Raw genomic sequence first — 13,850 nt, 5'->3', positions numbered from 1 at the left:
CACCTCCTTTCAACATCATATTTCGACAACAGAAAGGTTTTCCCTTTCTGTTCATAAGACAAAACTTCTTTATTCTGTACCATTGCATTTGATCGCTTGCTCGGCTCCTGTAATTGAGATACTCCCAATTAATAAGTTATAACTAATATTTTTTAACTCGATAGAAATTCAATAATCTCATCCCCGTACTCTTCAAATGTCTTTTTTACACCGCCTAAATAGATGCGCAAACATTGGTCAGAAGAAATAATCCTTTCTTGATAGCTATAGTTTTTTAAATAGTTATAATCTTTTGATGATCTGCTAAAAAAGCTATTCATCCCTTGAGTCGGCCAACCCAGTACCCCTGGCTCTGGAATCCATTCTTCAGATCGATATGGAAAATAATCAACAACTACAATTCTTCTGCTGTCACCATGGAAACGTACCATTCTATCCAAAATAGAATTAATATGTGCATCACTAAAAGAATACCCTATTATTATTAGGTTATTATTTTTAAATAAAGAGTTTTGAAATTCAGAATAATAACTACTATACGGATAAGTTAATAGTTTATCCGTTTTTCTTAGTCCAGTAATTATTGGCCCCATCGTAATCTGCTCATGTGACTGAGTAACATAGTTTGAACGGTTAAACCAAGTAGAACAAGAATCCTTATAATCGGGAAACAAAAAAAGATCTTCATGCTGGTCTTCAAAAGCAAATCGATTACTTGTATCTCTGGGATAACCATATAGTATATTGCCGTGCAAATGATATATTTTATTCTCATTAGAGCTAGAATTAAAAATACTTGGATTAAAACGTTTATATACTGTACTGCTATCAATTGATTCAAAACCATCCTGATAATTAATAATAGATTTTTCAATACAGTTATCATAATTAAGAGTTGCTACATCCCACTTAAACATTTCATTCGATTTTCTCCAAAATGAGGAAAACCAACTATGCTTTTCTTCGGGCTCAAACATAGCTTCATAGTTGTTTATACAGTCCCCAACCTCTTGAATTAAATCTATTTTAGCCCTATATATAAGGGGAGCATTAAAAAAAGCTTGCTTATCAATTTTTAAAAAGGCTCCTAAATGGGGTTTGAACTTTTTAACTGTTCTAGATTTCCAAGCAGTACAATATGAATAAAGTCCTTCTAAAGTAGCAAAAATATCCTCAAAGTTTGCAGTTTCCTTCTCAAAATATTGGTCAAGTTCCTTTGCAATCTCTTCAATAAATGGAATATCAATAAAATTATTGTTTTGGTCTAGTATATTTTGTTTTTTCTCTCTAACAATACTCGTTAATTGTGTTGATAGCGGTCCCCCAAGATCAACACTTGCTCCTGCACCAAGTAAAGCCGTTACTCTCATTGTTTAATCCTCCTGGATTATAGTAGCCATTTTCTGAAATCTATTTTTCTACTCATTTCAATCTCATTAACATGTTTTTAGAAAGCATTTTTCAGAGTTTGGAGATAAAGCTATTCAACTATTTCCCAAACTGAAATCACATATAGTTATTATTTTGTTATTTATTTTGTAAAAGAAGTACAAATCGCTCTATTTCAACATAATCAATTTCTTCAAGATCTAACAATCTATAAGCAGCTTCTCCTAAAGGAGAAACAACCATTTTTCCTGGTACAATATCACCCAATCCAAACATGGCATTAAAAGTGTTTTCCTTTATTCTTTCTAACTCATCATAGGTAATACCATTTTTATTCTCTTCTGGCATGAGTTTAAGAACAAGTCCCATTTGAGTAAGATCATATATTTCTTGCATTAGTGAGGCCTCTTCGGAGCTATAAGTTTTATCAACTTCTTTTGATTGAAGCATATACTTGTTATCGCTATTTTCAAATATTAGTTTAAGCAAACAAAATTGTCTAAATGTCATAGCAGCGGCTAATTTTAAAATATAATTGGCCTGACCTATACTCACTTCTTCAAAGGCAGCATTAACAAAAATATTGCTTATGAAATTTGACTTTCTTTGCTCATGTTCTATTTTGCATTTTGTAAGTACACCTTCAAATACCTCAGCAGCATCAGAACGGTAATTTTCATTATTGGCAAAGAAACGATCATCTCTTCTTAGCTTTAAACCGAGCATTTGTTTCCTTTGAATTTTATCAATGCAATACTTTGCAGCATCACCTACTCTTGTTTCTTCTAGCCTAGAGAGTTGGCGATTTGCATAATCCTCAACTACATATCCTATTACAGGCCCCACAATAGGGATGCCTTCAATTAAGGAAATGGGAATTTTCAACACTGAGTTAATAATATATTTGTTGTTCAATACAATTAGCTCCTTCTAAATTGTTATATTTACGGAATAAAATATGCAACCATGATTTTTCCAAAGCGGTTTTATATACCTCTACGTCTTATATCTTGCAATAAGAATTTTACTCCTTCAAAAGCCAGAATAGGCCCATCTGCCTTTTCTGCTAATTTCCCCATATCCTGTCCTTTATAAGTAATGCTATAGTAATTGTCTATGTAGTCGTTTAGAATAGTCCATGCATTGTTAATAGTCTCGACTTCTTCTTCATTAAAACTAAGAGCTAAATTTTCAGGTGAAATGCCATGATGGTATGAATCGAAATTTTTTGAAATTTCTTGATGAATCCTCATTGCATCATGGGTAGTTATTGAATTTAGTATTTTCGCTGTCTTTCTTTGAAGAATATCAGTATATTGTATTCTTAATGAATTTCTAATTTTTGAAGACTCTTGTTGCTGAATGTCATGTATCAGCTTACTAAGCTTTACTGATTCCTCTGTCAGCTTTCTCGTTTCCTCAGTTGCATCAGCTGACTTTTTAGTTGCCTTATACACAAAAATTGATAATGTTAACGTAGCTATCATATTTGTTACTGCTATCCAGTCACTTGATTCTAAATACATCAGTTTACCCTCCAATATCAAGATTTCAAAAACATTCCAACTCCTGAACCCAATAACACTTTGAAAGTTCTATCTAAAGTCCTCATGTGCTATATAATCTGGTCTACCTGTTGCCATTGCTCCTTCATCATATTCAAGTTTTAAGGATTTTCTTAAATGATTGTACTCTTTTACAATGGTTCTGATCAGTTCATGTATAGTCTCTAAATCTACCATATCACCTGAAGCATATTGGGACCATATTGCAATAAGCTTAGGAGAGGCGTATCCGGAATTATTTAAAAAGAATTGATCCATGTAGCGTTTTGTCAAAAATTCATGATCCTTAATGCTACCAAGTGTAACTTCTTTGCGAAATCTTCCTGCTACAAAATATCTCGCAGCAATTAACGCATAGAGAGGACCATAAAGCTTTTCTAGTTTTTCAAGGGCCACTCTACGCCTTTCTTTTCTAGGCTCTATTAATAGGTGAAGAACAAGAAAGACTCCTAGTGCTACAACAGACGATAATAATGGTACGAGTAATCCCAAGTGAGTTCAGCCCCCTAGTTCTGTATTTATCTCCAGTATCAATAAATATCAATTAATGGTCAAGTCAAAGACACTCCCAGCTATTCTTTATTAATACTTCACCCCAATCCTTAATTCCCTTTACCTAGGTTACGACAGAAAGCCTGAATATAAGTTCCCTAGGGAACTTATATTCAGGCTAAACTAGTAAATGGAGTGGTTTATTATAACTTTTGAAGTCTCTGCAATATCATTTGATTCGATAAAATTTCTCCATATACCTTTTGCCCATTAAGTATTCAAGAGTCACTTTGTTCCTATGAAAAGAATTATCAATCTCTTCGGTATTATTAACTAAAAATAATTTATTCAGAATATTTACCATATCTATGAACTGGGATATCTGGCTTTTTCTTTGCCTTTCCGATATTTTGGTTTTACTTTCTAAGCATTCTTCAAAATTACTTACTAAATGTACTTTTAGATAGTCGCCTCCGTGAATAAATGAACAAGCAATTTTATACTCATTTAGAATTTTATTATATTCTATCTTACTTAATTCCGTTGCATTTTGTTGTTTTAAATCCAAAAACGATTGCTTAGTAATATGAGTAATTTTCATTTCATTCTTTAATATCATTCTTAAATAATTTTCAATTACAGAGCGTTGGTTTAAGTAATAGTACCTTGTTTCTGATTTTAAATCATTTAATATTAATGAAAGGAAGTCAGAAATAATCACTTTGATCGCGTAGGTTTTCGGATATGCTTCTAACATAAATTTAAAAAAAATAATCTGTTTAGAGACGAGCCTATAAAACTCCTTTGTTATTTGATCAAAAGTACCTTTGTTATGTTTGATTGAATAATTCTCCAGATACTGAATTAAAGTATTTATTTCTTCTTTGCAAATTTCTATCCCCACATACTTCATATTCTATAACCATCCATCAAAAATATTTTTTTTATTAGGATCAATGATTTTAGAATCAATGTATTTGTACAATCTTTTTTTACAATCCAAATATCCTTTATCCGAAAAACCTTCAATTACTCTAACTGTACGAGCAACAATTAAAGTTCTCGAAGCAATAACATACTCTTTAAATTCAATTTCCATTACATACTTTAGAAAATCAATTATCTCTTCATTTTTATTGAACAGCTCTCTCGAAAGTAACATTTTGGAAACTATCCCTATAACCTTATATCTTGCTGGATTAGAATTCTTCAATTCATTTTTATATATAATGAGTTCTTCCACATTAGCTCCTCCCTTCAGCGTTTATTGTAGTGCCTCAATTTTTCGTATCATTTCTAGAGTTATAGCTGAAATATCCTCTAAAGATGATTTATATCTGGTAGGTAAAGTACCACTATATCCATATTGAATATGGTTCACTGTATGGCTTACAGAGTCAAAAATATCCAATGAATTTACAGATTTTTTAGATTCAAAATCTTCTCTTATTTTTTGTTGTTTAGAACTAATTTTCTTATTAATCATAGTATATATAATGCCTAAGCACTTTAAAGGGGTTTGATCATCTTCTATTAAACTACTTACTGCCTTCTGTAAAGAGTCTATTCCAATTATTGAATATCTATCAACTCTATTTGGTATTAAGTAAAAATCAGAAGCTAATAAAGCACTGTCAGTATATATTGTTAATGTGGGTGGACAGTCAATCAAAATATAGTCATATTCTTCCTTTAGTTTATTTATGGCAATGAAATTCCGTAACCTCTTAACTAGACTATGGTCACTGCTTTTATTAGCTAATACTAGATTCAAATCCCCGCATACAATATCTAAGTTCTCTTTCACATTAATAATTATGTCTTCGGCTTTAGGCACGTTAGCTCTATGAGTAACGTCTAACTGAGGTTTGAATAACTGGAAAATTGTTTTATTTCCTTTTAATACACTACTATAAAAAGAATCTATTTCTTCTTCATCACTCTCTTCTTCCTCTACTTTTTGTGAAAATGATAGTTCGACTTGTAGATCATCTATAATCTCAACTTCGTCAGAATTATTCTTTGCAATATTCTTATTTTCTAAATATGTATCCAACAATGAGTGAGTTGCATTAAACTGAGGGTCAATATCAATCATTAGAACCTTCTTTTCGGCATACCTAGCCAAGTAATCTGCGATTCCAATACTTAAGGTTGTTTTACCAACTCCTCCTTTCATGTTTATGAAAGAGATAACCTTTCCTTGTTTACTCATGCCTGCCACCCCTGTTTTTATATTTTATTAATTGAATTTTAGTTTTGATATCGTAACTGTACTATATTAGTGAGTTATGCTTAGAACAGATGCACTAATTGTACCATATGAAGAAACTTTATCTAGTATTAAAGTATCAAAATTCTACTTATAGTGCCTGTGGAAGTTCTTAACGCCCTTCTAACAGTGTTTCAATACGGCCATAAGATCCCACCCTACTATAATTACCTTAAATAGGAATCGAATCTAGTAAACGGAGTTTTATCGACCTTAATTGTGATCACTGGATACAGTTCTTTACCTTGCACATATTTCACGAACTCAGTTAATGTGAAATCAATTTCCCATTACAATAACGAAATCAAATCATCTGCTCACACTCAATCGATCCTATATCACCTACCATTTGCAACAAAACGTCTTTTGTCGGAAATTTAAGCGCGACACTAATACGGACTTTTTTTACATAGTAGGTGTAATTAGTATTGCAGGAAAAGTAATCGCTTTTCAATTTCGCCGTAGATATCCCATGAGCTTTTTGAGCAGAATCAAGGAAAGAGTCTGATCCAGATTGCCCCACTCACAACAAGCCATCATACAAGAGCAAACGCGGACTGTGATACACAATTGCACTCTAATCTTTGCTAATCATTCTGGAAGCTCATTTTGGCCTGTAAAATGAGCTGGTAAGGTTGCATTAAGTAATTGACCTATGGAAGATTAATATATAAAATTGGAGTATATGGAATTAAATGGAGGTATTCATTTGGATGATCTGCATTTAGAGGGTATGAGAATTGACTCACTAGTTGATCTTCTCAGGGCTTCATACTTTCTGGAAGAATGGGATAGAACGTTAGAAATTGCAAGTAAGCTTTTAATCTCAGGAGAAACCGTATTACGGCAACAAAGAGGTTTTTTAAAATCGGGTAAACCATATAAATATGGTGAACGGGAAAGACACCTCGTTTACTACTATGGGTACGGGTATATGATGACAGGTATTGCTCTCCACAAAAAAGGGAATTTTCAGGAGGCAAGGGAATGTATCGAGAAGTATTCTGATCTTTGTTGGCTAGATGACGGGAGCCCGCAAGCAGCAGAAGAGATCAGTTTTTTCAAGCTATTGCTAAAGGTAACACATTCATAGTCGATCTATTAGAGGGTAAATTTGAATCACTGAATTCGTATGTGAAATTTCTCAAAAATTCAAGAACAGAAGAACTCCTTCCAGGGTTAATTACCACCCTAGAATCAGCTTTAATGCATGGTCATAACGTAGATAGTATACTAGAAGATTTCCAAGCAGATATAGTAGAATTAATTTGCTACTACAGAGAGCAGAATCGGAAAACAAAATATTTACCAAGCTATTATTACATGATGGCTTTGTACAAATTTAAGCATGGTAATAACGAGGATGCCATACATAATACACTACAAGCATTAGTAGCCTCTGATAGCTTTAAAGACATAGCAGCGTTTAGAAAATGCATTGCTTTGTTTGAAGCACACCGAGACCTCGCTAGCGAAGGACAAAAACAGTTGTATAATCAAAGGATGGTTTCAATTTTAAAGGAGGAGTTCGCAAATGAAAAAAGCCATTATCTCAACATTAATAGTCCTGGGGCTATGTAGCTTCATAATAGTTCCTCCAGCTAATAATGGATCAACTCCCTCTTACCCAAATGGCCACGGAGTAGAGCATTAACTGACATTTTTCAATCTAAGATGCAGAGAACAAGCCGTAGATAGTTTCTACGGCTCTTCACATCATTAGATTTACATTGTACTTATTCTTTAGGAATAACATTTTCTGGAACAAGGTCTTTAAAAGCTAATTTGTCAAAATTATCAGCTTGGACCAGCCATTTTTCATTTTTGTTTACGAGTGTTAGGACTCCTTTTAAGGGGATACGCTCACTATCTCCGTTTTCTTTTTCAAGTAAGAAATCCATTGTGTAATCCAAATCTACGTAATTCTCTGCCTCCTGAGAAACCTCAAATTCCATATTTTCGGGCCTTGTTAAAGCTTGTTGACTCTCAGCGACTCGTAGCACTAATGAAACATGACTTAAGTGAACGGGTTTTTCTTGAAAACTTTGTGCGAAAAAAGGCTCCATTTCTTCATTACGTTTAGAAAGGATCTCCTCAGCCAAGGGGGTCTCTGGAACCTCACTAATAGTATATTCTTTCAATTTATATGCCTCCGCGGCTTTGATGGCTTCTTCTATTGAATTTTCAATATTTGAATTATTGGCTGGAGTCTCCGCTTCTGTTCCTGGATTCTCAGCAGTAGTTTGTGGGGTAGATGGTTTAGAACTGGAATCTTGACTACAGCCGGCCACTAATGCGGCTGACAATAAAGTTAACCCCAGTATCCATGATAATCTTTTCATCATTGTAATACTCCTTTCTATTTTAGGATAACTCTACCATATTTTACGTTTAAAATCCAAATGAGTTTCGATCTTTATAATTTTGTTTTTGCGACAGGTTGTATTCTTATGGTTCCAAATCTCTTTATCTAACATAAGCGCGATCAACAACAGCAGTTGAACGCTCTTTAATAATTATAAAGGGAGAGATTGATATGGCAGAAAATCCATGTCCAGTATTGGCTAATGGTCATCGCATGGAGATCAAAGGTCAAGCACCTCGTGTAGAAGACTCAAATGGAAACAAAGTCACGGAGCTTGTTGGTGGTAATTTTTATCAATGCTCTGGTTGCCGTGAGTACATTGTTACATCCGGCTACCCTCATTTTCCTGGATGGTACGTTGGCTACTATATTACTCAAGGTGGCATTATCTCTGGTAGAGCCCAAGGTTCTGTCTGGGTATTCACTATCAACAAAAACTTGATGCGATACAGCCAAACCACCTCGTTACCTGGTTTTAAATTCGTCTGAGTAGCTTGATATTTTCTAAAAAGTAGCTTGTTCTCTAAAGAACAAGCTACTTTTTTTGTGCGCGTGAGCCCGGCATGGGCGATAACTTGACGGGGTCAATCCGCTACAGACTTGGTAGTAGGAACTTTTAGTTGAAGGCAAGGGTATCGACTGCTAGGTTGAATCTGAAGGAAGCTGGAGGCAAACCCTCGGTATACCGAATGAAACATTCCCTCAGTGTCCGATAATTTGTTAATGCATCCAATGATCAAAAAATAGTACAATAAATAGAACAAATGTTCTATTTATGGTTGTTTATTCCTCATTGAAGATCTCTTTATATATTAAGGGGGGGATAGTATATGTCACACAATAAATCTCTAAAATATGAAGAGGTAGAAAAAAGGTTTGTTGGATATATCTCTAGTATGCTACATTACAATGCTATTAATTTCGACAAAAGCAATCGGAAATTCAATGAACGTTTTGCACTGATTATGGATAACAGTGATGATACAAACCTGGGATCAGTCATTGAAGACGAATATATGAATCATCCTTCTGGAAAATTAGAAAATGAACTTAGTGATCCTCATGTGTACTCTGTTTTCATGAATCTAACAACGAGAGAACGTCAAGTGTTGAATTTATGGATCATGCAAGAATTGAAGGATAAAGAGATAGCTATACTGCTGCAAGTCACTCAGCAAAGTGTGTCAAAAACAAGGAGAACCGCTTTAACGAAAATGCGAGAGGGAATCAGTAAATTAAGGGGGAAGGAACATGGATGACGCATCTTGGGTGCAAATTATTGCTAATATGGGGTTTCCAATAGGAGTAACATTATACTTGTTGCTTAGATTCGAGAAAAAAATTGATGTTTTAAGTGAATCAATAGTTAATCTGATTGAGGTTATCAAAAGGAATTCTGGGGAGGGGAGAAAGTGAATGGAACGCTTAGGGAATTAATTGTGAAAGCCAAACGAAACAATCAACAGGCTATGATGGAGATTATATACAGATTTGAACCAAAATTAAAAAAGTCTCTGATGCAAACTAATTTTCAAAATCGCGATGATTTAAAGCAAGAACTGATCGTCAAATTTATTGAGGTGGTACATGGTTGGGATATGGAAGGCACAGAAAGGAGTAAACCTTGATGATACTAATTAGTTTTGGATTAATTGTATTGTCTGTTCTTTCTGGAGTAATAGTAAACCTAAATAATAGAATTATCGCACAGAATTATTCTAAAGTTTCCGTGTTAAATATGGGACTTCTGCTTAGTTTCACTATCGTAGAGTTAATTCCAATCGCAGCAGATTTATCGCATGATGGACTTGTTTTCGTTGTCTTTGGGGTGCTAATCCCACTTTTAGTTCATTATAAGATTCATAACCATACTGCGAAGCAGCAGGTGCATTGTTCCATAAAATTAGTCCTGACTGGTGCTTGTCTCCATAGCTTTGTAGATGGAATAATTATGACCACTGGACTACTACTCCAAAATAAGATAGGAACGGTCATTCTTTTGTCAATTTTCATACATAAATCTATTGAGATGATGATCTTTTCTTTGATGCTATTTCCACTGGTTAAGCGCTTCTCCAAACTTTTTGTATATCTACTCAGTTTAAGCATATTTACTATAGCTGGGATGGTTACATCTACTTTATTCTTAAGCAAGATTGGGACTTTCCTAGGAGAGTTTTCTGGTTTAGCAATTGCTTTTTCAGCAGGGATTTTTATATATATGGCATTAACCTCTATTTTAAAAGAGATCGAAGTTTCCAAGCAGAAGTTGATATCTATATATCCACTCATTGGATGTTTAATTTATTTTACTGCGCACTATTTTATGCATTAATAATCACTTTCATAAAGAATCACGTTTAATCCACGAAACTATCAAGTAGCTTAATCCGAATTCTAAATGATCAGTGTTGTTGTTATATTTAGAACCGCAGCATATTGAAGTGTGCAAAAGGGGGAAATGCTTCTTAGCCCAGTTTTCGTTTGACTAGGGCTGATATTACTGTCTTCAGGCAGTAACAACGGACACCTAAGAGGCCATACATCGTTGAGGTCTTGGCCTCCTCTAAAGAGTCTGAGAGCATCATGCCTGGGATAAACAAAGGCTACCCCACTCCGCGACTGCTCTCCCAAAAAATTGCCGTTCAAGAGTGGGCACGTTGATTCCTCTGTCGATCCATTATGGTACCCACCCCAAGTAGTCAGAACCAAGCGTTTTCAACAGCTTGGCATGAAATTAGCATAGTTATAATGAATCACTTATTCATATTTCTGCTGTATTAGCTTCGCAAACTCTTCTTTCGCTGCTAAAATTTAGACCGCTGTTGCCTCATCTTCTGGCAATGCATAACGATTCATGGGTTGTTGCACAACTCTTACCCTATGCTCTTCACCGAAATAAGAGATTCGTCCAACAAAAGGACTTTTGTCTGCCTTGATTGTGCATACTGGATACGGCCCCCTTGCCTTGCATATGCTTCACAAATTCAAAAAAAACCAATTTCTCCAGCACATCATGTATGCTTCAGTGTTCAATCCGTGAGGGCTTATGAACGTCATCTAATCCCTTTGCTTCTGTCACTTGTAAAATCACACATTCAATTTAGTTATCAGTGTTGAGCATATCAACTACATAGTTTTGCCCAATAGTCCACTCGTACCAGTAAGGATCACCATGCCAGCTGCAGGATTTTGGTCATAGGTTGTCATAAGCCTCCTCCTCCCATTTCATTAAATTTTTACGCTATAAATATATTCGTATTTGATAGTCTAAAACTGGTCTCTCAGAGCTATATTGGTATATTCAAAAAATACTTCAATGAAATTTCACCACTCTTCTCCTATATCCTGCATTATCTAATATTCCAACAAATGACTTTCAATTGGCATCAGACATTCGTCTGTAGTAATTCCTGTAATAAATGATGCACAGTATTTTATAGACATCTGTAGACGAATATAGATGTACATAGATAAATGTTGATGAATATAGGCAAGTCTATTGCCCTTAGTGTATTTCTTGTATTACAATATGTAATATTACATGTAATCCTACAAGTAGGTCTAGAAGTACGTCTAGAAGTAAGACAAGATGCGAAAACATAAACAACACCTCAGATAACATAATATTTGTGCAGTATTATCTTTATCTACTCATAAAAAAACGCACTTGTGTCGTAAGCACAAGTACGCTTTTTATACAGCCCGGAGGAATTCCCCTCAGGGTATCGACCCTACTGATCGTTTTCGACGCGGGACAGTAGGGTCATTGTTTTTTTGAAGTCATGTAATGAACTATCTGAAAGATAAGGCCCAAAAAAGCAACCAGAAACATTCCGCAACCAAGAACAAAGGTTCCTAGTGCTAAGGTCTCTTCCATATTCATCCCCCCTTTCGAAGAAAAGAGGGGAATTATTCCTATCACGAGCTGTATGATATATTATAAGCGAGTCCACTAATGATTAAAAGATATTAGTACTTTTTATTTGGTTATTACTGAGAAATCCCCCTACCCTTAATGGGACAACTGTGACCGCATTGATGTAATATCCCCCTCATGCAAAAAGCAAAACTCCTTACATAATTGTCCGTCTTCTATATACTCATCGCATTTCAAGGTAAGATAGTTTCCTACTTCTGTTCGAGTCCATCTCCGAAAATTCCCTTCCCTAATCTCTCCACCTTTCAGACACACTTCCACTCTCTGGCCATCACTAATGTTAGAAAACAACTTTGGCATAGTTCATATCTCCTTTGTTATAATAATTTGCATCTAAACGAAAAAAAGTACCGCTAACAACCCCCGTAGGGCATTGTTAGCGGTACTTCCGCTTTGATTTCGTATTAGATTACTATAATCATAGCAAAATCATTTAATAAAGACAAGCTATTATTCTGCTTTAATTTGTTGTGGTATTTCATGCAGATCGTAAATGTACACCTCTATATCACGGTATATAAACACGTTTTCGTTATCCGTGCACCAATTTCGTGTTCTGACAATCTTGGCTGAAGGAAATCTGGATTTAATCAGTCTGACCAGTCTCGAACGATTATTATCGTTTTCTACCAACTTCGGGCTGCGTCCACCTTCTTCATAGACAATATCCCACCCTTCCTCTGTCAGTTCCTGTATGCGCTGCTTACGATCCCGCTTATCTGTCTCTGGTGTATCGCTAAACGTATACAAGTGATCGAGCATAAAGCAAAAGTGAGCTTTATAGTGTCCGTATTCCGTGAATATCTCGTCTGACACATGATGGAATCCGTATTGGTTCCACCAGTTGGAAACCGTGGATGCGAGAAATTGAAGCTGTTCCTTTAAACCGTTTATTGGTTTACTTTCTCCCAATTGACTTTCAAGCTCCCGAATACGTCCGTTGGCATCTCTGAGCCGCTGATGTCGTTCTTCCTTTTCCTTTGTCAGCACACTCTCATAGTTCAACTGCTTAGATATATCCGTGAAATGACCTTCAATTAAATTCGGCAATATTCCAGCCATCTCCTGAGTTAAATTGTCCTCGCTGATCCAATCGTGGAGCTGCTTTGCTGCGAAGAACAAATCCTTTGTAGTTTTTAAGACAACTGCTTTTTGATCAGGATTTAAAACGACTTTTGCTTCATTTTCCATATTCGATCTTCCTTCCTATTTTGAATTCTATTCTTCTTTCTTAGCGATTGAGCTGGTTATGACCACTTCTCAAGTGCCTGGGGCTGAACGACATTCTGGTTTGCCGAATATCAGAGCAGACCAGTCACCCTCGCGTTCTCGCAAACGCTGCGCCCCTAGTCTTCCTGATTGTCGTGGACTCCACAACGGTTCTGTTGCTGCCCTCTCTAAGTCCCAACCGCTATTTCTCACTCGATTGTGGAAAGTTGGATAAGGGATACCATTCTTCTCAGCGAGCTCGACAAACGCTTTTGGCAGAACACGTATACATTCTGTCCCTCTAAGTCCCTGCTCCCTTAATTCTTCAAGGGTCTGACGTGGTTGGGTTGCTGCTCGTTCCATGCTCCAACCAAGACGTACTCGGTTATAGAAGGTGTCCCTGCTAATACCATTTTCTCGGGCCAATTGTAGCCACTTCCGGCGATCTGTTAAGGCACGAGGTGGTGTTGTCATTGCTCGTTCCTTCGACCACCCTTGTTCACGAACGCGACGATCCAGCATGGCAGGCTTTACCCCAAACTTCTCGGCTTCAGCATACTCTTCCGGCGTGATATAAAACCAATGATTCAACTCCATTTCCTCCTTTACATTCTCATG

17 protein-coding genes are annotated in these 13,850 nt (G+C 35.7%); 7 read left to right on the top strand and 10 right to left on the bottom strand.

Going from position 1 to position 13,850, the window contains the following annotated elements; all coding sequences use genetic code 11:
* Positions 1–152: 152 nt before the first annotated feature.
* From K331_RS31230 to K331_RS0125305, 7 genes are all read right to left on the bottom strand, one after another.
* Positions 153–1,370 carry an SIR2 family protein gene (locus K331_RS31230; RefSeq protein WP_051290029.1) on the bottom strand — a complete coding sequence of 406 codons (1,218 nt, stop codon included), beginning with the start codon at positions 1,368–1,370 and terminating at the stop codon, positions 153–155.
* 157 nt (positions 1,371–1,527) lie between these two features.
* On the bottom strand, positions 1,528–2,304 hold the full coding sequence (locus K331_RS0125330; RefSeq protein WP_028592440.1) for a hypothetical protein: 777 nt from the start codon (positions 2,302–2,304) through the stop codon (positions 1,528–1,530).
* Between the two features lie 71 nt (positions 2,305–2,375).
* The gene (locus tag K331_RS0125325; protein ID WP_028592439.1) at positions 2,376–2,915 is read right to left on the bottom strand and encodes a hypothetical protein; all 540 of its coding nucleotides are present in this window, start codon (positions 2,913–2,915) and stop codon (positions 2,376–2,378) included.
* Positions 2,916–2,984: 69 nt separating this feature from the next.
* Positions 2,985–3,446 carry a hypothetical protein gene (locus K331_RS0125320; protein ID WP_028592438.1) on the bottom strand — a complete coding sequence of 154 codons (462 nt, stop codon included), beginning with the start codon at positions 3,444–3,446 and terminating at the stop codon, positions 2,985–2,987.
* 229 nt (positions 3,447–3,675) lie between these two features.
* Positions 3,676–4,359: a hypothetical protein gene (locus K331_RS0125315; RefSeq protein WP_028592437.1), complete on the bottom strand. Its 684-nt coding sequence runs from the start codon at positions 4,357–4,359 to the stop codon at positions 3,676–3,678.
* 3 nt (positions 4,360–4,362) lie between these two features.
* Positions 4,363–4,689, bottom strand: coding sequence for a hypothetical protein (locus tag K331_RS0125310; protein ID WP_036635751.1), 327 nt, complete (start codon positions 4,687–4,689; stop codon positions 4,363–4,365).
* 21 nt (positions 4,690–4,710) lie between these two features.
* Entirely contained in the window at positions 4,711–5,661 is a 951-nt protein-coding gene (locus K331_RS0125305; protein ID WP_028592435.1) for a ParA family protein, read from the bottom strand.
* A gap of 766 nt (positions 5,662–6,427) precedes the next feature.
* On the opposite strand from K331_RS0125305, the gene K331_RS0125300 reads away from it, so the two are divergent.
* Together K331_RS0125300 and K331_RS0125295 are read left to right on the top strand one after the other, a co-directional pair.
* Positions 6,428–6,811, top strand: coding sequence for a hypothetical protein (locus tag K331_RS0125300; RefSeq protein WP_028592434.1), 384 nt, complete (start codon positions 6,428–6,430; stop codon positions 6,809–6,811).
* A gap of 41 nt (positions 6,812–6,852) precedes the next feature.
* A complete protein-coding gene (locus K331_RS0125295; RefSeq protein WP_036635748.1) occupies positions 6,853–7,299 on the top strand; it encodes a hypothetical protein in 447 nt (148 codons plus the stop codon).
* A 155-nt stretch (positions 7,300–7,454) separates the two neighbouring features.
* On the opposite strand, the gene K331_RS0125290 is transcribed toward K331_RS0125295, so the two are convergent.
* Positions 7,455–8,063, bottom strand: a complete 609-nt coding sequence (locus K331_RS0125290; protein WP_028592432.1) for a hypothetical protein — start codon at positions 8,061–8,063, stop codon at positions 7,455–7,457.
* A 191-nt stretch (positions 8,064–8,254) separates the two neighbouring features.
* Here K331_RS0125290 and K331_RS0125285 point away from each other — a divergent pair, with 191 nt between their 5' ends.
* The 5 genes from K331_RS0125285 to K331_RS0125265 all read left to right on the top strand — a co-directional run bounded on the left by K331_RS0125285 (position 8,255) and on the right by K331_RS0125265 (position 10,418).
* On the top strand, positions 8,255–8,572 hold the full coding sequence (locus tag K331_RS0125285) for a hypothetical protein (protein WP_028592431.1): 318 nt from the start codon (positions 8,255–8,257) through the stop codon (positions 8,570–8,572).
* A gap of 341 nt (positions 8,573–8,913) precedes the next feature.
* Positions 8,914–9,342 carry a sigma-70 family RNA polymerase sigma factor gene (locus K331_RS31225; protein WP_028592430.1) on the top strand — a complete coding sequence of 143 codons (429 nt, stop codon included), beginning with the start codon at positions 8,914–8,916 and terminating at the stop codon, positions 9,340–9,342.
* Positions 9,335–9,499 carry a YvrJ family protein gene (locus K331_RS31730; protein WP_084165569.1) on the top strand — a complete coding sequence of 55 codons (165 nt, stop codon included), beginning with the start codon at positions 9,335–9,337 and terminating at the stop codon, positions 9,497–9,499. Before K331_RS31225 ends, K331_RS31730 begins: the two co-directional genes overlap by 8 nt.
* On the top strand, positions 9,496–9,711 hold the full coding sequence (locus tag K331_RS0125270) for a helix-turn-helix domain-containing protein (protein ID WP_051290028.1): 216 nt from the start codon (positions 9,496–9,498) through the stop codon (positions 9,709–9,711). The genes K331_RS31730 and K331_RS0125270 overlap by 4 nt, the downstream gene beginning before the upstream one ends.
* A complete protein-coding gene (locus tag K331_RS0125265; protein WP_028592428.1) occupies positions 9,711–10,418 on the top strand; it encodes a ZIP family metal transporter in 708 nt (235 codons plus the stop codon). The genes K331_RS0125270 and K331_RS0125265 overlap by 1 nt, the downstream gene beginning before the upstream one ends.
* Positions 10,419–12,473: 2,055 nt before the next feature.
* Here the strand turns inward: K331_RS0125265 and K331_RS0125245 are convergent.
* Together K331_RS0125245 and K331_RS0125240 are read right to left on the bottom strand one after the other, a co-directional pair.
* Entirely contained in the window at positions 12,474–13,214 is a 741-nt protein-coding gene (locus K331_RS0125245) for a hypothetical protein (RefSeq protein WP_028592426.1), read from the bottom strand.
* A gap of 69 nt (positions 13,215–13,283) precedes the next feature.
* Positions 13,284–13,823, bottom strand: coding sequence for a hypothetical protein (locus K331_RS0125240; RefSeq protein ID WP_051290027.1), 540 nt, complete (start codon positions 13,821–13,823; stop codon positions 13,284–13,286).
* Positions 13,824–13,850: the final 27 nt, after the last annotated feature.

Source organism: Paenibacillus massiliensis subsp. panacisoli DSM 21345, assembly GCF_000426545.1.
Classification (GTDB): domain Bacteria; phylum Bacillota; class Bacilli; order Paenibacillales; family Paenibacillaceae; genus Paenibacillus; species Paenibacillus panacisoli.
The sequence above is the reverse complement of the archived record's forward strand: the minus strand, read 5'-3'. Positions and strand labels throughout refer to the sequence as shown.